Here is a 21,796-nt window from a genome sequence, read left to right on the forward strand (position 1 = left end):
TAAAATATTAAGGAGGTTAGCATGAGCACTAAGAAAATGGAAGCAGATGTCATTGTCATTGGCGGAGGCGCATCAGGCATAACGGCCGCTGTTGCGGCTGCGGAAAAAGACTCCAGCGTTATCGTTCTGGAAAAGGGCAGCACCACAGGGGGAGCCGCAAATATGGGAATGGGATTTTTTGCTGTGGAATCTAAGTATCAAAAAGCCCAAATGGTTAATTTTTCAAAGGAAGATGCCTTTAACCTGTTCATGAACTATACGCACTGGCGTGTGGATGCACGGTTGGTACGAAAGTACATAGAGCAGTCTTCTGACACCATTGAATGGGCTGAAGGCATGGGCGTGGAATTTCTGGGCGCCTATAAGTATTTTGAGAAATCAGAACAAACCTGGCATGTTGTCAAAACCCAGGGCAGTAATACGCCTGCTGAGAGGGCTGCCTCTAATCTCTATCGTGCACTAACCGAAAGAGCGGAAGAGTTGGGAGTTCAAATCTGCTATCAGACCAAAGCTACAAAAATTCTTATAGAGGATGGCCATGTGGCCGGGGTTGAACTGATCAACGCGGACGGCGAAAAAGAAGAAGCGGAATGCAATGCAGTCATTGTTGCAACCGGAGGCTTCGGAGATAATCCCAAAATGATCAGCGAATACATGGGCTTTGAATGGGGCAGGGATCTACATTCCTTCCGTATCCCCGGTGTGGAGGGGGAAGGACTAAAAATGATGTGGGAAGCCGGAGCCGGAAAAACGGAACCGGTTATGGAACTAACCTACACAACCCCAGGGGTAACGGATGTCTTTAAAACCCTTAGTGAAACCATGCGCCAGCCAAATCTAATGGTAAATCTGGATGGCTTGCGATTTATCAATGAAGAAATTATGAACAATACCGTATTCACCGGAAATGCTATTGCAAGGCAAAGAGAAAGAATGGCTTTCACCATCATTGATGACAGCATTCTGGAAACCTATAAAAAAACGGGATTAGATTATATTACCTTCCATCATAATATAAAAAATGTTGATAAGTGGGATAAAGAATTAAAAACCTATGTCAGCGGTGAAGGTGCGGAAGCTTCCGGATTAAGTCTGCTTCACAATGCGGATCAAAAATCGCAAGTAAATTTATTTGAAGCGGATTCTTTGGAGGAACTAGCTGAAAAAACCGGAATCAATCTGGAGAATCTGAAGAAAACTATTGAAGAATATAACGAAGGATGCACATCCTCAGACAGCTTTTTCTTCAAGAAACATAAATATATGAAACCTCTGAATGGGAAGAAATACTATGCGGCAAGGCATTTCCCTGCAGGATATGGAAGTTTGGGCGGAGTTAAGGTCAGCGACAAAATGGAAGTACAGACTCCCGACGGATTTAAAATCCACGGCCTCTATGCATGCGGAACAGATGCCTGCAATATATTCGGTGACAGCTATTGCTTCCTGCTTCCGGGAAACACCATGGGCTTTGCGGTAAACAGCGGAAGAATGGCAGGGTACAATGCAGTTGAGTATATGGATTCCGACGAGTTTATGTAAGCATCATCCAAAAACAGATCGAATCGGACCTGATCTGTTGAGGATCAAGGCCGTTAGATATTGCAAGAACTTATCTCTAATTATTTCTTATTAAGGAGGAAATCGAAATGTTCAAAAATGCAAAATTTGCACGCTATTCGATCATGCTTATGCTTCTTGGAGTCTGCTTCATGTTTTTTTATTCCGGACTTCAGAACGACCATATCAACATTCTGACTCCGTACCTTGCACAAACCTATGGCTGGGATGACCTGAAAATAACGAACCCCGTTACATACGGCGCACTTGTGGTAATCATACTCTATCTCATTATCGGTGCTGCTTTTGTAAAATACGGCGTAAAAAAGATTTTATTGCCCAGTATCGTTCTTCTGGCTCTGGGTTGCTTTGGCATCGCGTTAGCAGGAGAAAATTACAGCCTGTACTTTGTCAGTCTGTTTATTGTTCGTATTATGGTAGTTCCTCTTCAGATGGGCGGATTCATGCTCGCCGCCAACTGGTTCATCAAATATCGAGGACGAGTTCTTGGTATTGTAACCATTGGAAGTCCTTTGTTCTCTATCGTTGGAATCAGTGCATTGACAGCAGTAGCTAACAGCATTGGATTAAAGGCAGCTTACATGGCCATTGCCGCTTCCTTGATTCTGATAGGCGCTTTGGTTGCACTTTGTATTAAAGATACACCTGAAGATGCCGGACTATTCCCGGATGGTGCAGATCAGGCGCCTTACTCCGAAGCCGATCAGGATGCTGAGCCTGTTACATTAAAAAGCATATTGACAGACAGTCGGGCATGGAAGCTGATCATTTCATACGGCATCCTGCAGTTCGTTATCGTTGCGATGATGGCATATATGGCAGTTCGATATATCACCTTAAGCACACCGGAAGATGTTCCAAATCTGTTTGTATCCAAAGCATTGTTCTGGCTTTCCATCGGGGCGGCCGCCGGTATTCCAATGAGCTATGTTCTCGGATATATTGATGATAAACTGGGTTCCATCAAGGCTTCCCTCGTTCTCATCGTATTGTACTTCTTTGCAGTGGTCCCTCTTGCCGTTATGCCGGTAGGCGGAAGTGTTCCGCTTATGGCAATATGGGCATTCGGCGTAGCTTGTATGACCGGAGGTATGCCCACCATGCATCCATGCGTAACCTCCTATGTGTACGGACGTAAGCAATATATGGCAGCAAACAAGTGGATCATGACGATCCAGGCGATTCCTATGGCATTTGCTATCGCCTTTATGGGAGCCTTCAACCAGATGGGTCAGTTGACCAACGCCTATTATATTTTAATGGTGCTGCTGGTAATTGCCTTTATCACGGTATTGACCATGAGAAATATTCCTGATGCCAACGCTGCGGATAGAGAATACGGCAAGAAAGAGCATACCGCTTAATAGAAACAGTCATCAATGAAACATTCAGAAACGATCAGGGAAATTACTTTTCTGATCGTTTCAAACTTTATAGAATGAAAGGAGCACTTATGAAAATAGCAATAATCGGCGGTTCCGGCCGCGTAGGCAAAAGAATAGTCAGATATGCCCTGGAGCGGGGTCATGAGGTCAGAACCTTCAACAGGCGCGGAGATCGTTCAAAAATGATGAATCCCGGCATTGAAACTGCAGTGAGCGGAAACTACATAGATTACGAAGCACTTGCGGAGTTCGTAAAGGATGCGGACGTAGTGGTGGATTCGACCATTCATGTGAGAACCAATCCCGAATGGCTGGTACCGGGACGTGCCAACGTGTTAAAGGCCTGTCACGAGAACGGCATTAAAAGGGTTTTATTTGTCGGTAATCATTGTACTTTAACCTACGAAGGAAAGCCTTTGGAATTTTTATATGCCCAACCCATTGCTTTTGCTAAATTCATTCCGATGCATATTGAAGCGTTCAATAACATCCGCAAGAATGAATATGATCTTGATTGGACGATCGTAACACCTGCCGCAAAAATGCTTCCTTACGGAAACATTACGGGTAAATATTGCGAATCAATCGATGATGAATTTTTCCTCCCGAAACCTGAACTGGGCTTGGCCTCATCCCAAATATCCATGGAAGACTTTGCGAACTTTTTTGTCAATGAGATTGAAAATCCAAGACATATCAGGCAACGGGTTGCGATTTGCAATCCCATAGAGGAAGGAGGAGAAAAATAATGAAATTTGTAATTGTAGGTGTGAGCGGACGAATTGGCTCTCGGGCGGCAAAAGAAGCAGTCAGCAGAGGCCATCAGGTTATCGGTATCGATGCTTTTGCTAAGGGCGAGATAGAGGGCGTAGAGATCCATCAGTGCGCCATTGAAGAATTTGATAAGATGGTCGGACTCATGGCAGGCGCAGATGCCGTTCTGAATGCCATTGCCGCCAATATGGAGCACCCTGAAAGATATGGGAAAAGTATTCAATTCATCATCGACGAGTGCAAGGCTGCCAGGGTACCCAAACTCCTTTCCATTATAGGATCCTCTTCTGCTTTGTGCCCCAACGGAACCAAGCTCATAGAGTCCGATTATTTTGAAGAGGCTAATCGAATCTTCTACGAAAATATCTGCAAATCGGAAGAAGTATACGAGCATGAAAAGGAACTGAACTGGGGCTGCATTACACCGGCAGCTTTTATGGAATTACCGGAACCCATATTGAAGAAATACAGAATGGGGGACGACTACCTGGTGATTATGGATGAACCTGGCATCGATAAGAACAGTGAAGCGTATTTTGATATCAGTAAAATATCGCTGACCGATTTTGCTTATGCCTGTGTTGACGAATTGGAAAACGACAGAATCCATCAAAGACGCTGCTGCGTAGGGTATTAACCCCTTGTACAGGGGTGAAGGATTCTTGCTGTCTTTCGAATGGACTCCTTTCGTCTTTATGACAATTCTATTCTTTCAATCGAAAACGCTTATAAAATCATCCCGGAGTGGTTAGAGTTATATATTGAAAATAAAATTATCAAAAGTATTGGATTTAAAATTGAAGGAAAATTTTTCTATACAAGAGTTGCCAAAGATGGTATCATAGGACTCGATATATGAGATATCAAATCAGCTTAAATAATAAGCTGAGGAAGGCCCGAATGATATTTTAAGGAGGACCCAATGAAGAAGTTTTTGCTGGTATTAACCATTTTTCTTGTATCCGGATTTTTTGCCGTTTCCATGGCAGCACAGGCAGTGACGGAGCGACCGGACATTCAGATCATGATTGACGGTAAGGTTGGCGCTTATTCCGACACCCCGATTATAGTCAATGGAAGGACGCTGCTGCCTTTAAGAGAGTTATTCACCAATCTTGGCGTTTCAAATGACGATCAGCATATTATATGGAACGGAAAGGATCGTTCTGTAACGGCGATAAAAGATTCGGTAACGATCGTTCTAAAGGTTGGAAATCTAGATGCAACCATTAATGGAAAATTAACGAAAATTGATGCGGCTCCGGTGAACTATCATGGCAGAGTCTATATTCCGGCACGTTCCGTAGCACAGGCTTTTGACAAGGTGGTTGTCTGGGATAAGGTTACCTCCTGTGTTTATATTCGGGATCAGGCACAATACGATGAAGTGAAGACTACCCTTGATAAAGCATTAGCTTCAATGGACAGCGTAAAACGCTATAAATTGGACTATGATGCCAAAATCACATATTCAGGAGAAGATGAAGAAGATCCGTGGATCTGTACGGAGAAAAGCTTTGAACAATATGATAAAGAGAAAGATATACAATACTATTCCTGCCTGTCGGATTACGGTGACTATCAATTGAAATATGAATCCTACTATAACAATCTTATTGATTACACAAGATACGATGACGATCCCGTATGGGAAAAGGAGATTCTTGAAAAAGAAGACTACGCCTATTTTGTAGAATATAACAATCCGCGGAACATCATAAATCCACGGGAAGCGGTTTATGCGGCCTTGACAATGGAAAAGGATGAAAAAAATAACTTAATCTATTTGAAAGGAAATGTGTATCCGCTTCATAAGTTCTCTGAGGATTCTGCGGACAGCGGGAGCAGCATCGTATCTGATGATTTCCTGTCAATTGTAATCGATGGCAAGACCGGCTATGTGAAAGAGATTCAAACCATAGATAAAACCGACCTGTCGAAGGCGCTTGACTTATATTCGGAAAATGAATTTAAGTTCCGATATTATGATCTGAACGGAAATTTTTCTTTGACAATACCCAAAAATGTGACGGAGGTTCCTGCATCCTATACGATAACATCGCTGGATGGCAAGTTTTCTATTTCCGTGCCCGGCTCATGGACAGACGAGTATGATTTAAATGATGTGGCAGATTTACAAGCCTCCTGTTCAAAAAAGTATCAGTACATGATAGCACTGGCTCAGGCGAAGGAGGATTTCGCCTATGACTTTGAGATCTGGAAAAATAATGCCATGGAGATGATTGATGCCAACTTTGATAATGTTGTAGTGGAAAAGAGTGAGCCTTCAAAAATAAAAGTAAACGGAAATCCAGCAGTACAATATGTTCTGACAGGCACATCTGAAGGCGTCAACTATACCCACCTGGTTACGTTTATTAACGGACAAAATTACTATGGACAGATCTATTGCTGGACTTTAAAATCCAAGTATAAGGAGTCTGAAAGCGAGTTCCTGGATATCGTCAAATCCATTAAAGGGCTGTAAATACTTTGATATTAAATACGAAAACCTGATTAATACGAAAACCTGTAACGAGCAGTTACAGGTTTTTTTGCCGAAGGCGCCAAATCAGATTTATTTTACTATATTAATTTCTCAGGAAGACCGAAGTAGTGCTCTATGGCAAATACCAATCTCCTTCCAATGCTGTATATGTTGTTTCGAATCCATTCGGCATCCTCTATACTTTTACTGTTCCCCAGATCTACAATGACAGATACGGCTCTGGTTCTGGTTAAAATGGGTCTTTCTACCGATGGTAAAATGCTGATAGACATGGGGAGCGGGTGTATAACATATAATTCGGTGGAGATATTATAGGTCAAATTACTTCCCTGTTCACTAAAGGCATAGTAAGAAATATCAGGACCTCTCTGTACATCATTTCCGCCGTCTGTTGCATATAAGGAAATGATCAAATCAAAATTTTTTTCATTTACTTTTCGAATGATCGTATCTAATGTATCCTTTGGATCGTTTCTTTCAAAACGGATTCCGGCGATGCCAAGGTATGCAACCATAGCATCTGCAATTTCATTCATATACCTTTCTTCGTTGCCCCCTCCGTAGAATTCGTTCTTTTCGTTTGTGGAAGGGTTAAGATAAACTAACAATGCGTATGCCTCCTTTTTTAGGATGCTATATAGTATGTTGACCTGATAGGGATTGTGATTCAGGGCTGATTTCCTGTCACATAAAACGCATTATTTCATACTATAAAATATTGCACTGTGTTATAAGGAGTTATTCCGGATGATATCAAAGGCTCAACAAGAAGTACCGTTCATTTCATATGGACATTTGAATTTAATAAAGGATTTCAGGCTGCTGTTAACCGAATTGGCTTATTTAACAAGGTTCTATATCGTTTCGGTGGCGTCGGATTTTGGTGACTCTGAGGCTTTGGCGCAAAGGCTTTATAACTTGCCTATGAAGTTTCTAGCAAAAGCAGAATTAATATTTGGGACCCCATTAGGGGAAGAGCTTGTAAATCTGTTATCAACTCACATTATTTCCTTGCAGACCTTGGTTAACGGACTGAAAATCGGAGATCAGGCCAGTGTGGATGCCGCTGTACAGCGATTATATTCCAATGCAGATCTATTGGCTGCATATTTTTCTAGAATTAATCCATTCTGGGAAGAAGCGCAGTGGAGGAATTTATTTTATACTTATGACAGGACTGTGATCGATGAAGCGATTGCGGTAATGAGCGGTGATTATGTAAGAAGCTTGGAAATTTTTGACCGGCTCATGTTAAATGCTTTGGCAATGGGAGACTATCTTGCAGATGGATTTATAGAATATTTGACGGCCACACGAAGACAGGAAACGTAATAGCGGGATAACCGGATAATGTACGCCTGCGGTTTTTAAAACTGTAGGCTTTTCGTTTTGCAGATATTATTGTATAATATAGATTATGTATTTATTAAATAATCTAGGGAGGAATATCCAATGAAAAAGTATGTAAGTTTAGGACTAGTTCTGTTGCTGTTGGTCAGTATGCTGGCAGGCTGCGGCGGAGGCGCCAAAGAGGATACAGATGAGGGTACACCTAAAGCAAAAGTATATAATATTGCAACAGATACCACTTTTGCTCCATTTGAATTCCAGAATGATGCCGGCGAATATGTTGGAATCGACATTGAGATTCTTGCAGCCATCGCAGAGGATCAGGGTTTTGAGTATAAGCTCAATCCATTGGGATTCAGTGCAGCAGTAGCAGCTCTGGAATCGAATCAGACGGATGCGGTAATTGCGGGGATGAGCATTACCGAAGAGCGCCAGAAGAAATATGATTTCTCCGAGGCTTATTATGATTCCGGCGTTGTAATGGCAATCAGCGCTACCAATGACACCATCACGTCCTATGATGATCTGAAAGGTAAGAAAGTTGCCGTTAAGACAGGTACAGAAGGTGCGACTTTTGCAGAGTCCATCAAAGATCAATACGGATTCCAGGTCGTTTATTTCGATGAATCCCCATTCATGTATGAAGATGTAAAAACGGGAAACTCCGTAGCATGCTTCGAGGATTATCCTGTCATGGGTTACGGAATCACTCAGGGAAATGGCCTGAAGATGGTAACGGACATGGAAAAGGGCTCTTCCTATGGCTTTGCTGTTTTGAAGGGTAAAAATACAGAGCTTCTGGAAATGTTTGACGCGGGACTGAAAAATATCAGAGATAACGGAAAGTATCAGGAGATTTTAGACAAATATATTGCTGCTGAATAATGAGGAACAATAATGAACTTAGTTAAAGTTTTCGGCGAAGTAAATCCGCTTTTATTAGAAGGCTTAAAGATGACCATAGCGGTGACAGTTTTGTCACTGCTATTGGCGTTTGTTTTGGGACTGTGCTCCTGCTTTTTTGCTCTTTCGAAAAAAGCGCCGCTTCGCTGGATATCGAAAATATATGTTGGGCTTATACGAGGAACTCCGCTGCTGGTACAGGTGTTCTATATTTATTTTGCAATACCGCAGCTGCTTCAGTTTATAGGATTTGAAGTACGGTTTACGCCTTTTATTGCCGGACTGATTACGTTGACACTGAATGCCGGAGCGTATATGTCGGAAATTTTCCGGGGAGCTATCAATGCGGTAAATACGGGGCAGATGGAGGCGGCTAGAAGCCTTGGCCTTTCCAACGGACAGGCTATGAAAAAGGTTATCCTGCCTCAGGCATTGCGTATCTGTCTGCCGTCTCTGGTCAATCAGTTTATCATCACATTAAAGGATTCATCTCTCATTTCAGTCATAGCTTTTGCGGATATCATGTATCAGGCAAAAATATATGTAGGGCGCTCCATGGAGGCTTTTGCAACCTATACTTTGGTCGCTTTATATTATTTCATTTTGATTGCCATACTTAGTTACCTCGCAAAGATTGTTGAGAGGAGAGTGAATATATGACATCGCAGATCGTAATCAATAATCTTCATAAGCACTTTGGCGCGCTGGAAGTGCTGAAAGGAATCAATCTGGAGATTGAAAAAGGACAGGTTGTCTGTGTTATAGGACCAAGCGGTTCGGGAAAATCAACCTTATTAAGATGCATCAACCGACTGGAGGAACCTACCCACGGAGACATTACTGTAGATGATATCATGATTACCGATCCCAAAGTGGACATCAATAAAGTGAGAAGACATATCGGAATGGTATTTCAGCAGTTCAACCTATTTCCGCATCTCAGCGTAAAAGAGAACATCATGATGGCACCTCTTGAACTGAAGCTGAAGACCAAAAAGGAAGCTGAGCAAAAGGCGCTCGAACTATTAGAGAGAGTCGGCCTTGCTGAAAAGGCTGATGCAAGACCAAGACAGCTTTCCGGCGGACAGCAGCAGCGTGTAGCCATTGCCAGAGCCCTTGCCATGGAGCCCGACATCATGCTTTTCGATGAACCGACTTCCGCATTGGATCCTGAAATGGTGGGTGAAGTGTTGGCGGTCATGAAGGAACTGGCTGCTATGGGAATGACCATGGTGGTGGTGACTCACGAGATGGGATTTGCGAGAGATGTCGCCGACAGGGTGATCTTTATGGATGAAGGGATTATCATGGAGGAGGCGCCTCCGGCAGAAATGTTTGCAAATCCGAAAAATCCGAGAACGATAGAGTTCCTGAAAAAGGTACTTTCTGTTTAGAATTTATTTCTGTTTTTAATTTCTGTAGGTTGATTGAAAACATAACTTCCGTTTTCTATACAGTATCCAACAGAAAATTCACCAAGAAGAAGCTGAGCCAGCTGATACGGGTTGTGACCGTTGAGGCTGGCTTTTCTTGTTTGTCTGACATAACGTAGTAAATTTGGGGTGATGATTGAAAAAATTTTATTTATATGGTAATCTTTTCATAAATGTATAAAAAGTAAAAGGAGGTAATGATTTGAAAAATTTTCTTTTAACCTTTATTTTAACCCTAACTTTAGTATTGGGTATTTTCTCGGCAACTGTATTCGGTACGGATACATCAAGCGAAAAGAGGTATGAACTTCCGTATTATGGTACGTATATCAAAGTTTCAAATGTTGTGAAAGATAATGGCAATGACTACATCACCACTATGGATATCAAATTAGATAGTGGGGAAACACGTAAATTGGAAATTGTCAAAGATTTATATATAGAAGCAACAGCACCTTGCAAGGTTACGTACGGTTTTGGTAAACAATATATTAATTATGCAAAAAAAATGGAAGATGGTTCGTTTGAATCTGATTATTCAAAACAAATTAATTTTGACTTAAAAAAGTATTCTTTTTTTACTACCGATGAAAAGGGTAATATAATTGTTGGAAATACAGTAGATGAAGTCTCTAATGATAGCCCTAGGAATGCAGGAGCTGAGGGCAATTACGTAACTTTAGGCGAAGGTGTATATATTGTTTCTAACTATGATCCAAGTGCTGGCATTGGTGGTGGACAGTCATTTGAAGATTACAAAGTGATTTTAACTATAAAAGAGAAACCTCTAATTACAGCCATCCCTACAAGTTCAAAAGTGCTTGTGAACAATGAAGAGAAAACCTTTGATGCATACACAATAAATGGGAACAATTATTTTAAACTTCGCGATTTGGCAACGGTAGTAGATGGAACAAATAAACAGTTTGAAGTTTCTTGGGATGGATTGAAAAATGCAATTAATCTTATGCCGAATAAAAAATATACAACGGTTGGTGGCGAGATGCAAATAAGTGCAAGCTCAAAGAAAGAAAATGCAGTTCTTTCTACATCAAAGATATATGTGGACGGTAAGGAAACGGCATTAACTGCATACACAATTAATAACAATAATTATTTCAAGTTACGTGATATTGCAAAATTGTTTGACATTGGAGTAACTTGGGATGGAGCTACAAGTACGATTGGAATTGATACGTCAAACAATTATACTGAATAAAAAACCATAATGTGCGATAAAGTTTCACTCCAAAGAAATAGGGTGGTAATTTTACACAATATATAGGTAAGCAAAGAGGCAAGCCTAAAATTTATAGGCTTGCCTTTGTGACAGTTTAGATAACGTTAAGGGCGGTCTTCTGTTTGTTTAATCGTTTAATCCAATAAATGTGCAACCTGTGCATCAAAGTGAATGACGATGTATTGTGCTTTATCTGCCGAAACGGAATTGGTAAATTCACCTGGAGCCCCGTTCGTAGCCTTAAAGGTTTCTTCACTGTCATATACGCCAAAGTGCATATGGGTTACCGTATGCAGTCCCGAAGGTGTAAATGTGGCAGTATATTTCCCGTCAACGATGGTTAATTTTACAGAACCGATTAAAGTGCCTTTGCTGATATCGTTCTGTCCCGCACCGGCGTAGACGTTATACTCGCTTCCGTCAGCCGTCGCGCCCTCTACAGGAATATACCAGCCCCATTTATTTGTGCCCATCATAGTGTTCAGACTGCCGGTACCCTGAGCCCAGGCGGTTTCATCCGTATAATATACGGGCGGTTCTGCAGGAGGAACGAAGTTTGCGTTGCAAGTCATAAAATGACTTAACGCCGGATAATTATTGGTAAAATTCTGTATCGCAAATGCCGCACATTCCCCTGCTTTCAGAGGCTCCTTAAAGGTAACAAGATAAACGCCGTTTCCTGCTTTTATGTAGATAGTTTTCAATTCCTGGTCAATACCCTCAACCGTATACGGGGCAATGTAGTGAACCACTGCTTCGTATTTTGTCTGTTGGGTGACGGTAACATAATCATTGAATGAGTAAAGCGGCAATTTAGCAGCCTGATTTAGAACATACGGATAAGTCTTATCTGACGACAAGAATCCTTCATAACCAGGCTCCTTTTTTAATTCTGTCGTGTTTCCCTGCAGTATAAATTCATAATTAATGCTTGACTGGCTGATAAGACTGCATTGATGAGTGGCAGGGTCAAAACTTGCGGTATCTGCTGCTGATACATTTATTACGGATATAGCTAATGCTAGAATCAGAACCATTACTAAACTAAATACTTTCTTTTTCATGTAAATTCTCCCTTCGATTAATAAATTTCACAGTATTTTTTTATAAAAAGGGGCTGTGATTCCACCTTTTTATTCCGAGGTGTTTTCCCTGAGCAATAAAAAAGCCGCCAACAGAAAATAGACCTCACTCTATTTTTTGATGGCAGCCCGACTGTTAATTATTAATGAATTAACTCTTAGCTTTGCGCGCTATATCAATAGCTTGCCTTTTTCATCAATTTAGTAATGTGATATTAGCATAATAAAAATGGAGAGTCAAGAGAAAAAATTGTCATAAAAAATATTTATAAAGCATTGGAATTCCTAAATAAAATTACAAAGTAACGCCGGATTTGTTATAATAATTTCAGAAAAATGAACAAACCTAAATCTTATCAAAATGTTTAGAAAGGTAATCAATAAAATGGAAGAGCAAAATACGATGCTGGAATACATGGACGAAATTGAAAAATCTATGAAAAGGATCGGTAAGGATGACATCTTGACCGGCACCATCATATCTGTCAATGACGAAGAAATCATCGTTAACATTGGCTATATCTCCGATGGGATCATTGGAAAGGAAGAGCTGGTGGAAGGATGGGAATACAAGGAGGGAGACGAGATTTCCGCCTATGTACTTGATCCCCATGATCAAGAAGGTAATGTGGTGCTTTCGCATAAAAAAGCAGAAGCTATTGTGGGCTGGGATGATTTGGAGGATGCTTTTGAAGAAAAAAAGGTAACTCCTGTTAAGGTGACGGAAGTTGTCAAAGGCGGAGTTGCTGCAGTTTACCGAAATGTCAGCTGCTTTATTCCTGCTTCTCTTTTATCCTACCGTTACGTAGAGGATCTGTCTTCCTATTTGGGTAAGAATTTGGACGTAATTGTTGAGGATTTTGACAGAGAAAAGAAACGTGTGGTGCTTTCCAGAAAGGCCATTGAGGTTGTGGAGAGGCAGGATAAAAAGGTAAAACTCATGGAACAGCTGCAGACCGGGGAAATGCGTCAGGGCATGGTAACCAAGCTGATGAAATTTGGTGCGTTTGTGGATCTTGGCGGAGTAGAAGGGCTTATCCATCTGGACGATCTCGCCTGGCACCGGGTGAACCATCCGTCGGAAGTGGTATCCGAAGGGGATTCGGTCACCGTTTATGTTGCCAATATTGATAAAAAGACAGGAAAAATTGGCTTGATACTTAAAAAAGTCGATGAAGATCCATGGCAAGGCGTTTCCGATTATTACGCAGTAGGCGATCTGGTAGAAGGAACTGTTGTCAGACTCATGGATTTCGGAGCTTTTGTTGAAATAGAAGCCGGAGTAGAGGGGCTGGTTCATCTGTCGGAAATTTCATCTGAAAGGGTTCGAAAGCCTTCGGATGCTTTAAAGGTCGGTGATCAGATACAGGCTGTCATTCTGAAAGTGGACGAGGCAAATAAAAAAATGAGCTTAAGCATAAAGGATGCAGTGGGCCAAGCCTCAGAGGAATTCGAACTTGTTCAGGAAGAGCAGGGAACGACCTTGGGGGATCTGTTCGGGGATAAATTTAAAGACTTTTTCAAATAAAATAAATTACTAAAATAAAAAAATTAACATACCGTAACTCTTGGAGCAATAAAGCCTGGTGATGCAAAACCGGGCTTTTTTACAACAGCATAAGGACAATATATCCCGCAAAAGAAACGATGGTATAATATACAACTGTCTGACTGAAAAAATGCCGTTCTTCTTCATTGTCCTTAACAAGTACCGGTAAAAGGTAAGATGGCGGAAGGATTAAGAACGCATAAAAGGCGATCCTGAAAAAAGGATCCATTGGTCCTGCCAACAGTTGGATCAGAACCAATGTGACCGTTCCTACGGAAAGAACCACAGCTATTTTGGCCATTATATACAGAGCCATTTTGATGGCAGAGGATCCTTCTATAACGAGGGAATAGCCGATAACCATCAAAATAAGAGGTACCGTAATGTTGGAAATAGACGTCATTGCACTGAATAAAGCCCTTCCCCAGAAGAAGGTTTGAATCAGCTGATAAAGGCCGGTTATGTTTACGAAAAGTCCTCCAAAGATCGCCAATATCACCGGCGTTTTCATAAAATTTTTCATTGTATCGACCAAATTGAATGCCCCGCTATTTTTATATTGAATATAAGGTACGCATACAAACCACGCAAAAAATTCATGACCGAGTCCGATGAGCATGATCATCGGTAAGTTTTCGGAACCCCAAAGGGCGGCGAAAAGTCCAATGCCAATCATTCCAAACTCAAATCCCCCCATGAACCAAGGGGTAAAGATAGATCCAAAGACACCGGCCACCCTACGCCTTAAAAAGAAACCTGCCGAATAGAATGCTGTACACATCGCAAACACCAGGACAACTATGATGATGTATTTCGCCTCTAAGATTGTCTTTCCAAAAGATAGAAACAAGATACAAGGCAGTGCAACATTAACGATGATGTTTTTCAGCTCATTCATTGCTTGAACAGATATTACTCTTCTTTTTCTGAGTGCCCATCCAATCATAATGGTCAAAAGCACGGGGAGCAGTTTTTCCAACAGTGCAATCATTTCCACAACCCTTTCTTTTCAATTGAATCAATTGAGGCGTTATTCGTCTATTTCATATATACACTTATCTGAAGCAGTTATTCTTACCATTTATTTTTGTCAATTGTTCCCTTATCATTTATTCTTATCATTTATATCATCCTCTGACATCTCGGTCAATAGAAACCTCATATAGAGGGTATTTAGCCTATTGCATTTCTGTTGAACGCTGAAAGAGAAATATTGCTTGTAATTTATAAAATATTAAATTATAATAGGGGTACGTTTTATAAAAGTATTTTATAAAACTCAGTTTGAAATTATTTTTTGAGAGAGAGTCAAACAGAGATGAAAAGAACCACCGCGACAACAACAGATTTAAAGTTAATTAACCGGAACAAGGTGTACCGATATATCTATGAGAATGATAACGTGTCAAAGCAGGACATTGTTCTGGCACTTGGTCTCAGTCTGCCTACAGTCAGCCAGAATCTAACGGAATTATTTGACCTGGGACTCCTGTGCTATGCAGGTAAATTTGAGTCAAGCGGAGGGAGAAAACCGAAAAAGATCTCTATCATTCCCGATGCCAGAATGGTGATTGGCGTGGAAATAAAAATGGGGCACATCAATATTCTGTCTATTGATCTGAAGGGGAATACTTATCCCAGCGAGCGTCTGGAACTCACTTTTGAGCCAAGCGAACACTACGGAAGATTCCTTGCCGATGAAATCGAAAATTACATTCAATCAAAAGCAATGAATCCAGAAACTATTCTGGGTGTGGGAATCTCCATTCCCGGAGTGCTGAGCGAGGATAAAAAGCATCTGATCAACGCACCTACGCTTAAAGCCAGGCATGTTTCCATTGATGCACTAACTAAATATATCGCCCATGAAACATTTATTGAAAACGATGCAAATGCCAGTGCCTTTGCAGAGCTGCACAGCAGAAAGGAAATGGAAACTCTGGCATTTCTCAGCGCGTCAGAGGGGGTCGGAGGTGCCTTTACCTACAATGGGGTATCGTACACCGGCAGGAATAACCGAGGCGCCGAGTTTGGACATATGACAGTTGTAAACGGAGGAAAGCAGTGTGCCTGCGGAAAATCAGGATGTTTGGAGGCTTATATCTCTACCTCTGTTCTTGCATATGGGAAAGACCGACGGGTAGATACTTTCTTTAAAAAGCTTAAAGAAGGAGATTCTTCCTGTAAAGAAATATGGGAAGAATATCTGACCTTTTTATGCATGGGGATCAATAATATCAGAACGATATTTGACTGTGATATCATCCTTGGAGGAACCCTGGCCAGGTACATCGGAGATTATTTTGAAGACATGAAACAACGGCTCAGCAAAATCGCTGTTTTCGAGGAGAATGCAGACTATCTGCACCTGAGCAATTACACTTCCAATGCAAGTGCAATCGGGACCGCGCTGCATTTTACAGACCAGTTCATAAAGACTGTATAAAGCAATTTCTATATTGATTCAACAAAGCCGGAGCATAACAGCCTCGGCTTTGTTCGATTGAGACGGGATGCCGAAATTAGAAAGAGATTAAAAAAGTGAAGGAAAAAGTTAAAAAAACACAGTTGACAAGTAATTATTTGTAATGATATTATTAAGCCAACTTTTAGAAAACTGTTTTTCAAAAGTTATTTATCAAACTGCAAAAAAGAATGAAAAGGAGAGAAAAAATGAGAAAACTGATTGCCTTATTGATGGTCTTTGCCCTTCTACTATCCATGGCAGCTTGCGGCGGTTCCTCTGACAATGCATCATCAGACTCTTCTGATGAAGCTGTTATGATTGGTGTAAGTATGCCGACACAAAGTCTTCAGCGCTGGAACCAGGATGGATCCAACATGAAAGCCAAACTGGAAGAAGCCGGCTATAAGGTTGACCTTCAGTATGCTGGAGACAACGATATCCCGACACAGGTATCCCAGATCGAAAACATGATTACGGAAGGCTGCAAGGTTCTTGTAATCGCAGCCATTGACGGATCCTCTCTGACGGAAGTCCTGAAGCAGGCAAAAGAGCAGGACATTCCGGTTATCGCTTATGACAGACTGATTATGAATAGCGACGCTGTTTCCTACTATGCAACCTTTGACAACTTCCAGGTAGGCGTCATGCAGGGTCAGTACATAGAAACAGCACTGGATCTCAAGAATGCAAAAGGACCGTTCAATGTTGAACTGTTTACCGGAGACCCGGCAGATAACAATGCAACGTTCTTCTTCGGCGGAGCAATGAGCATTCTGAAACCTTACATTGACAGCGGCGTAGTGGTAGTGCCTTCCGGACAGACCACCCAGGCGCAGGTTTCCACTCAGGACTGGAAAACAGAAAATGCTCAGTCCCGTATGGAAAACCTTGTCACTTCCAACAGCTACAGCCCGAAGGGAAAGAAGCTTGACGCCGTATGCTGCTCCAATGACTCAACGGCTATGGGCGTAGTCAACGCATTAACTTCCGTAGGCTACACAAAAGACAATATGCCGATCATCACCGGCCAGGACTGCGACAAACCAAATGTAAAGAGCATGGTAGCCGGACTCCAGAGCATGTCCGTATTCAAGGATACCCGTACTTTGGCTGATAAAGTTGTTGGAATGGTAGATTCTATTGTAAAAGGCAGCGAGCCTGAAATCAATGACACCAAAACCTATGACAACGGCACCGGCGTGATTCCTTCCTATCTTTGTGCACCCGTTATCTGTACCGTTGACAATTACAAAGAAATCCTCATCGACAGCGGTTATTATAAAGAAGCAGATATCCAGTAAACGAAACTACCATCAGGCTTTGGCGGGCGGCTGCCGAAACCGCCTGCCAGTTTTGTCCGCCTGCAATTTGCTTTGCAAATTGGGCGAGCTAATAAAAGGGAGGATTTTTCGTGGCGAACATATTGCTGGAAATGAAGAATATTACAAAGACCTTTCCCGGGGTCAAAGCACTGGACAATGTAAACTTGGCAGTAGAAGAGGGTGAGATTCACGCACTTGTTGGAGAAAACGGAGCAGGAAAGTCAACCCTCATGAACATACTGAGTGGAATCTATCCTCATGGAAGCTATGATGGTGACATTATTTACAATGGCGAAGTTTGCAAATTTAAAAATATTAGAGACAGTGAACGGCTGGGCATCGTAATCATCCACCAGGAATTGGCATTGGTCCCCTATCTAACCATAGGAGAAAACATGTTCCTTGGAAACGAACGAGGTAAAAAATTTGCCATAGACTGGGACGGGACTTATGCAAAGGCCGATGAACTACTTCGGACGGTGGGATTGCAGGAGAGCAGTCACACCAAAATTAAAGACATTGGAGTCGGGAAGCAGCAGCTGGTTGAAATTGCCAAGGCTCTCGGTAAAAATGTAAAACTTCTAATATTAGACGAACCTACCGCATCATTAAACGAAAATGACAGCAAAAATTTGCTGAACCTGCTGCTCGAATTTAAAAAGAAAGGCCTCACTTCTATTATGATTTCTCATAAGCTCAACGAAATTTCTTACGTTGCAGATAAAATCACCATTCTTCGGGATGGCGCAACTATAGAAACTCTGGTGAAAGGTGAGGACAACATCGATGAAAACCGTATCGTGAAAGGTATGGTGGGGCGGGAACTCTCGGATCGTTATCCCAAAAGAGATTCCAGGATCGGGGAGATCACCATGGAAGCCATAGACTGGACGGTGTATCATCCGCTTTATTCAGAGCGCAAGGTTTGTGACAACGTAAATTTTAACGTTCGAAAAGGCGAAGTTGTCGGAATCAGCGGCCTCATGGGTTCAGGCAGAACCGAACTTGCCATGAGCATATTCGGAAAAAGCTACGGAACCAAAATCAGCGGAAAACTGTTTATCAACGGACAGGAAGTGACCCTGAACAGTGTCCGGCAGGCCATTCAAACAAAACTTGCTTACGTTACGGAGGACCGAAAAGGAGACGGATTAATTCTTTCCAATCCTATTTACTCCAATAATTCGCTGGCTAAAATGGATAAAGTCAGCAGTCATTTGATCATCGACAAAGATAAAGAACTTCTGGTGGCAAATGAATACAAGGAGAAACTCAATACAAAGTGTCCGAGTGTGTTGCAGAATGTGGAAAATCTATCCGGCGGGAACCAGCAGAAGGTGCTTCTCAGCAAGTGGATGTTTGCGGACCCGGACATCATGATTCTTGACGAGCCCACAAGAGGTATCGATGTGGGAGCAAAATATGAAATTTACTGTATTATTAATCGGCTGGTTGCAGAAGGAAAATCCGTAGTACTCATTAGCTCTGAGCTTTCGGAGATTCTGGGAATGAGTGACCGTATCTTTGTCATGCATGAAGGCCGCATGATTGCCGAATTCAATAAAGACGAGGCTGACCAGGAAGCGATCATGTCATGTATAATGTGCGAAAATAATAAAATGGAGAATGAAAATGCAAAGAATTAAGAGCTTCCTAAAGAAGAACACCATGCTGATTGCATTAATCGTGGTAATAATCCTATTTCAGGTTCTGATTATTGCAGCCGGAAAGGGTTCTCTGTTAAAACCACAAAATGTATCAAATATTATTGCTCAGAACAGCTATGTCGTGATTCTCGCTACAGGAATGCTTCTTTGCATTCTGACCGGCGGCAACATCGACCTTTCCGTAGGCTCTATTGTGGCTCTTGTTGGAGCCGTGGCTGGAACGCTTATCATAGAGATGCATATGAATGTGTATGCAGCTATTGTAGTATGCCTCCTGGTAGGGACCTTCATTGGGGCTTTACAGGCATACTGTATTGCCTACGTGGAAATACCGCCATTTATAGCCACCCTGGGAGGCATGCTGCTGTGGCGGGGCATAGCCCAGGTTATTCTTAACGGAATGACGCTGGCGCCATATCCAGGTACATATCTGAAATACTTCACAAGTTTTCTTCCTGCCACGGATGATTCCGGGTTTCTGCTTACCTCAACGCTGATTATTGCAGTGGTTGTTTGTGCCGTCTTTGCGGCGTCGGAGCTTACGGGAAGAGCCAAAAAAATCAAAAAAGAATACACAGTAGAAAGTATGCCTGTCCTTTTAACAAAGCTTGCAGCCATTTGTGCGGTCATCCTTACCTTTGCCTATCTGCTTGGAAATTACAAGGGCTACCCTGTGGTGCTGATACTGGTTGCCGCAGTGGTGCTGGTGTATGCTTACTTCACCAATAATACCGTACCCGGCAGATATCTTTATGCCCTTGGCGGAAATGCAAAAGCAACTAGACTTTCCGGTGTTAATACCAAAAAGATGATGTTCTTTGCCTATACCAATATGGGGTTTCTGGCAGCGGTAGCGGCTCTGATTTGCGTAGCCAGATTCAATTCCTCCGCGCCCAGTCTCGGAGACGGGTATGAACTGGATGCCATCGGCGCCTGCTTCATCGGCGGTGCATCCGCTTACGGCGGAACAGGTACCGTAGGAGGAACTGTGATAGGAGCTATCTTTATGGGAGTGCTGAACAATGGAATGTCCATTTTGGGAATCGACGCCAACTGGCAGAAAGCCGTAAAAGGATTCGTACTGGTAGCTGCAGTAGCCTTTGATGTTATATCTAAGAAAAAAGCGAAAGCATAGCAATACGAACGACAAGCGAACGAATCGTGAGGCTGTGCCGACTCTATATAAAGAACATGAGAAAGGGAAAACCATGACAGAGTATTTTAATGAGATTAAAAAAATCCAATATGAAGGATCTGACAGCAAAGATGATTTTTCATTTAAATTCTACAATCCGGAGCAGATCGTCCTCGGCAAAACCATGAAGGAGCACCTGCCCTTTGCCATGGCATGGTGGCACAATCTATGCAATTGCGGCACCGACATATTCGGTACAGGAACTGCGGATAAAACCTTCGGGGCAGTGCCGGGAACCATGGAGCACGCCAGGGCCAAGGTGGATGTGGGCTTTGAAATGATGGAAAAGCTGGGAATTGAGTACTTCTGCTTCCATGATGCGGATCTCGTACCCGAAGCCGCAGATATCAAGGAAACTAACAGAAGGCTGGATGAAATTACAGACTATATCCTTGAAAAAATGAAGGAAACAGGGATCAAGTGCATGTGGGGTACTGCCAATCTCACCAACAATCCAAGATATATGAGCGGTGCAGCCAGCTCAAACTCGGCAGATGTGTTCTGTTTTGCTGCGGCCCAGGTGAAAAAAACACTGGATCTCACCGTGAAGCTCGGAGGAAAAGGCTATGTATTCTGGGGCGGCCGGGAAGGTTATGAAACCCTTCTGAACACCGACGTGAAATTCGAGCAGGAAAACATCGCAAATCTGATGAGAATGGCGGTAGAATACGGAAGAAAAATCGGCTTCACCGGAGACTTTTACATAGAACCAAAACCGAAAGAACCCATGAAGCATCAATACGACTTTGATGCGGCTACGGCGATCGGATTCTTAAGACAGTATGGGTTGGATAAAGATTTTAAACTCAACATTGAGGCAAATCATGCAACCCTTGCGGGGCACACCTTCCAGCATGACCTGCGCATTTCCGCAATCAACGGAATGCTCGGCTCCATCGACGCCAATCAGGGAGATTTATTCCTTGGCTGGGATACGGATCATTTTTCCTCCGACGTCTACGAGACCACTCTGTGTATGTATGAAGTACTGAAAGCCGGAGGCCTGACGGGGGGATTGAACTTTGACGCCAAGCAAAGGCGTCAGAGCAACACCAAAGAAGATATGTTCCTAGCCTTTATTCTGGCTATGGACACCTTTGCCCTCGGCCTTTTGAAGGCTGCGAAAATTATAGAAGACGGCAGAATCGACAACTTTATCAAAGAAAAATACAAGAGTTATGAGAATGGAATCGGGGCGGAAATCGTTGCTAAAAAAGTAAAGTTGGAGGCCCTGTCCGCTTACGCCGAAAACCTGGGCGCTCCGGCTCTTCCGGGAAGCGGACGCCAGGAAATGCTGGAATCCATCCTCAATACCATTCTGTTTGGATAGGCAGTTGGG

Annotated in this window: 19 protein-coding genes and 1 riboswitch; of the genes, 16 read left to right on the forward strand and 3 right to left on the reverse strand. The window is 42.4% G+C overall.

Annotated elements, in window-relative coordinates:
* Positions 1-21: 21 nt before the first annotated feature.
* The 5 genes from KCX82_RS07845 to KCX82_RS07865 all read left to right on the forward strand — a co-directional run bounded on the left by KCX82_RS07845 (position 22) and on the right by KCX82_RS07865 (position 6,228).
* On the forward strand, positions 22-1,542 hold the full coding sequence (locus tag KCX82_RS07845) for an FAD-dependent oxidoreductase (protein ID WP_227017905.1): 1,521 nt from the start codon (positions 22-24) through the stop codon (positions 1,540-1,542).
* A gap of 107 nt (positions 1,543-1,649) precedes the next feature.
* Entirely contained in the window at positions 1,650-2,945 is a 1,296-nt protein-coding gene (locus KCX82_RS07850) for an MFS transporter (protein WP_227017906.1), read from the forward strand.
* A gap of 89 nt (positions 2,946-3,034) precedes the next feature.
* On the forward strand, positions 3,035-3,715 hold the full coding sequence (locus KCX82_RS07855; RefSeq protein WP_227017907.1) for an NAD(P)-dependent oxidoreductase: 681 nt from the start codon (positions 3,035-3,037) through the stop codon (positions 3,713-3,715).
* Entirely contained in the window at positions 3,715-4,377 is a 663-nt protein-coding gene (locus KCX82_RS07860) for an NAD(P)-dependent oxidoreductase (RefSeq protein WP_227017908.1), read from the forward strand. Before KCX82_RS07855 ends, KCX82_RS07860 begins: the two co-directional genes overlap by 1 nt.
* A 285-nt stretch (positions 4,378-4,662) precedes the next feature.
* Complete coding sequence (locus KCX82_RS07865; RefSeq protein WP_227017909.1) at positions 4,663-6,228, forward strand: copper amine oxidase N-terminal domain-containing protein; 1,566 nt, start codon at positions 4,663-4,665, stop codon at positions 6,226-6,228.
* A 98-nt stretch (positions 6,229-6,326) separates the two neighbouring features.
* On the opposite strand, the gene KCX82_RS07870 is transcribed toward KCX82_RS07865, so the two are convergent.
* Positions 6,327-6,857 (reverse strand): N-acetylmuramoyl-L-alanine amidase, encoded by a 531-nt coding sequence (locus KCX82_RS07870; RefSeq protein WP_227017910.1) that lies wholly within the window; start codon positions 6,855-6,857, stop codon positions 6,327-6,329.
* Positions 6,858-6,996: 139 nt separating this feature from the next.
* On the opposite strand from KCX82_RS07870, the gene KCX82_RS07875 reads away from it, so the two are divergent.
* The 5 genes from KCX82_RS07875 (at position 6,997) to KCX82_RS07895 (ending at position 11,154) form a co-directional block, all read left to right on the forward strand.
* Positions 6,997-7,581, forward strand: a complete 585-nt coding sequence (locus KCX82_RS07875) for a hypothetical protein (RefSeq protein ID WP_227017911.1) — start codon at positions 6,997-6,999, stop codon at positions 7,579-7,581.
* A gap of 120 nt (positions 7,582-7,701) precedes the next feature.
* Complete coding sequence (locus KCX82_RS07880; RefSeq protein WP_227017912.1) at positions 7,702-8,484, forward strand: transporter substrate-binding domain-containing protein; 783 nt, start codon at positions 7,702-7,704, stop codon at positions 8,482-8,484.
* Positions 8,485-8,496: 12 nt separating this feature from the next.
* Positions 8,497-9,162, forward strand: coding sequence for an amino acid ABC transporter permease (locus KCX82_RS07885; protein WP_227017913.1), 666 nt, complete (start codon positions 8,497-8,499; stop codon positions 9,160-9,162).
* Entirely contained in the window at positions 9,159-9,896 is a 738-nt protein-coding gene (locus KCX82_RS07890) for an amino acid ABC transporter ATP-binding protein (protein ID WP_227017914.1), read from the forward strand. Before KCX82_RS07885 ends, KCX82_RS07890 begins: the two co-directional genes overlap by 4 nt.
* Before the next feature lie 241 nt (positions 9,897-10,137).
* A complete protein-coding gene (locus KCX82_RS07895) occupies positions 10,138-11,154 on the forward strand; it encodes a stalk domain-containing protein (RefSeq protein ID WP_227017915.1) in 1,017 nt (338 codons plus the stop codon).
* Positions 11,155-11,309: 155 nt separating this feature from the next.
* Here KCX82_RS07895 and KCX82_RS07900 read toward each other — a convergent pair whose 3' ends face one another.
* A complete protein-coding gene (locus tag KCX82_RS07900) occupies positions 11,310-12,239 on the reverse strand; it encodes a hypothetical protein (protein ID WP_227017916.1) in 930 nt (309 codons plus the stop codon).
* A 138-nt stretch (positions 12,240-12,377) separates the two neighbouring features.
* Positions 12,378-12,456, reverse strand: a riboswitch (cyclic di-GMP riboswitch).
* A 162-nt stretch (positions 12,457-12,618) separates the two neighbouring features.
* Here KCX82_RS07900 and rpsA point away from each other — a divergent pair.
* Entirely contained in the window at positions 12,619-13,785 is a 1,167-nt protein-coding gene (rpsA, locus tag KCX82_RS07905) for a 30S ribosomal protein S1 (protein ID WP_227017917.1), read from the forward strand.
* Positions 13,786-13,864: 79 nt separating this feature from the next.
* Here the strand turns inward: rpsA and KCX82_RS07910 are convergent, their stop codons facing one another.
* Positions 13,865-14,797 (reverse strand): AEC family transporter, encoded by a 933-nt coding sequence (locus tag KCX82_RS07910; protein ID WP_227017918.1) that lies wholly within the window; start codon positions 14,795-14,797, stop codon positions 13,865-13,867.
* Positions 14,798-15,124: 327 nt separating this feature from the next.
* Between KCX82_RS07910 and KCX82_RS07915 the strand changes: the two genes are divergently transcribed.
* The 5 genes from KCX82_RS07915 to xylA all read left to right on the forward strand — a co-directional run bounded on the left by KCX82_RS07915 (position 15,125) and on the right by xylA (position 21,787).
* The gene (locus KCX82_RS07915) at positions 15,125-16,252 is read left to right on the forward strand and encodes an ROK family transcriptional regulator (RefSeq protein WP_227017919.1); all 1,128 of its coding nucleotides are present in this window, start codon (positions 15,125-15,127) and stop codon (positions 16,250-16,252) included.
* Positions 16,253-16,479: 227 nt separating this feature from the next.
* Entirely contained in the window at positions 16,480-17,574 is a 1,095-nt protein-coding gene (gene chvE, locus KCX82_RS07920; RefSeq protein ID WP_227017920.1) for a multiple monosaccharide ABC transporter substrate-binding protein, read from the forward strand.
* 110 nt (positions 17,575-17,684) lie between these two features.
* Positions 17,685-19,241: a multiple monosaccharide ABC transporter ATP-binding protein gene (gene mmsA, locus KCX82_RS07925; protein ID WP_227017921.1), complete on the forward strand. Its 1,557-nt coding sequence runs from the start codon at positions 17,685-17,687 to the stop codon at positions 19,239-19,241.
* Positions 19,228-20,397 (forward strand): multiple monosaccharide ABC transporter permease, encoded by a 1,170-nt coding sequence (gene mmsB / locus KCX82_RS07930; protein WP_227017922.1) that lies wholly within the window; start codon positions 19,228-19,230, stop codon positions 20,395-20,397. Before mmsA ends, mmsB begins: the two co-directional genes overlap by 14 nt.
* Entirely contained in the window at positions 20,366-21,787 is a 1,422-nt protein-coding gene (gene xylA, locus KCX82_RS07935; RefSeq protein WP_465250633.1) for a xylose isomerase, read from the forward strand. Before mmsB ends, xylA begins: the two co-directional genes overlap by 32 nt.
* Positions 21,788-21,796 lie beyond the last annotated feature (9 nt).

This window comes from Sinanaerobacter chloroacetimidivorans, from assembly GCF_018128545.1.
GTDB lineage: Bacteria > Bacillota > Clostridia > Peptostreptococcales > Anaerovoracaceae > Sinanaerobacter > Sinanaerobacter chloroacetimidivorans.

Bases quoted from the DNA above. Each gene is read 5' to 3' on its own strand.
- KCX82_RS07850 (WP_227017906.1), top strand. From the start codon at position 1,650: ATGTTCAAAAATGCAAAATTTGCACGCTATTCGATCATGCTTATGCTT.
- KCX82_RS07915 (WP_227017919.1), top strand. From the start codon at position 15,125: ATGAAAAGAACCACCGCGACAACAACAGATTTAAAGTTAATTAACCGG.
- KCX82_RS07855 (WP_227017907.1), top strand. From the start codon at position 3,035: ATGAAAATAGCAATAATCGGCGGTTCCGGCCGCGTAGGCAAAAGAATA.
- mmsB (WP_227017922.1), top strand. From the start codon at position 19,228: ATGCAAAGAATTAAGAGCTTCCTAAAGAAGAACACCATGCTGATTGCA.
- KCX82_RS07885 (WP_227017913.1), top strand. From the start codon at position 8,497: ATGAACTTAGTTAAAGTTTTCGGCGAAGTAAATCCGCTTTTATTAGAA.
- KCX82_RS07880 (WP_227017912.1), top strand. From the start codon at position 7,702: ATGAAAAAGTATGTAAGTTTAGGACTAGTTCTGTTGCTGTTGGTCAGT.
- rpsA (WP_227017917.1), top strand. From the start codon at position 12,619: ATGTTTAGAAAGGTAATCAATAAAATGGAAGAGCAAAATACGATGCTG.
- KCX82_RS07910 (WP_227017918.1), bottom strand. From the start codon at position 14,797: ATGATTGCACTGTTGGAAAAACTGCTCCCCGTGCTTTTGACCATTATG.
- chvE (WP_227017920.1), top strand. From the start codon at position 16,480: ATGAGAAAACTGATTGCCTTATTGATGGTCTTTGCCCTTCTACTATCC.
- xylA (WP_465250633.1), top strand. From the start codon at position 20,366: ATGTTATATCTAAGAAAAAAGCGAAAGCATAGCAATACGAACGACAAG.
- KCX82_RS07900 (WP_227017916.1), bottom strand. From the start codon at position 12,239: ATGAAAAAGAAAGTATTTAGTTTAGTAATGGTTCTGATTCTAGCATTA.
- KCX82_RS07845 (WP_227017905.1), top strand. From the start codon at position 22: ATGAGCACTAAGAAAATGGAAGCAGATGTCATTGTCATTGGCGGAGGC.
- KCX82_RS07865 (WP_227017909.1), top strand. From the start codon at position 4,663: ATGAAGAAGTTTTTGCTGGTATTAACCATTTTTCTTGTATCCGGATTT.
- KCX82_RS07890 (WP_227017914.1), top strand. From the start codon at position 9,159: ATGACATCGCAGATCGTAATCAATAATCTTCATAAGCACTTTGGCGCG.
- KCX82_RS07875 (WP_227017911.1), top strand. From the start codon at position 6,997: ATGATATCAAAGGCTCAACAAGAAGTACCGTTCATTTCATATGGACAT.
- KCX82_RS07860 (WP_227017908.1), top strand. From the start codon at position 3,715: ATGAAATTTGTAATTGTAGGTGTGAGCGGACGAATTGGCTCTCGGGCG.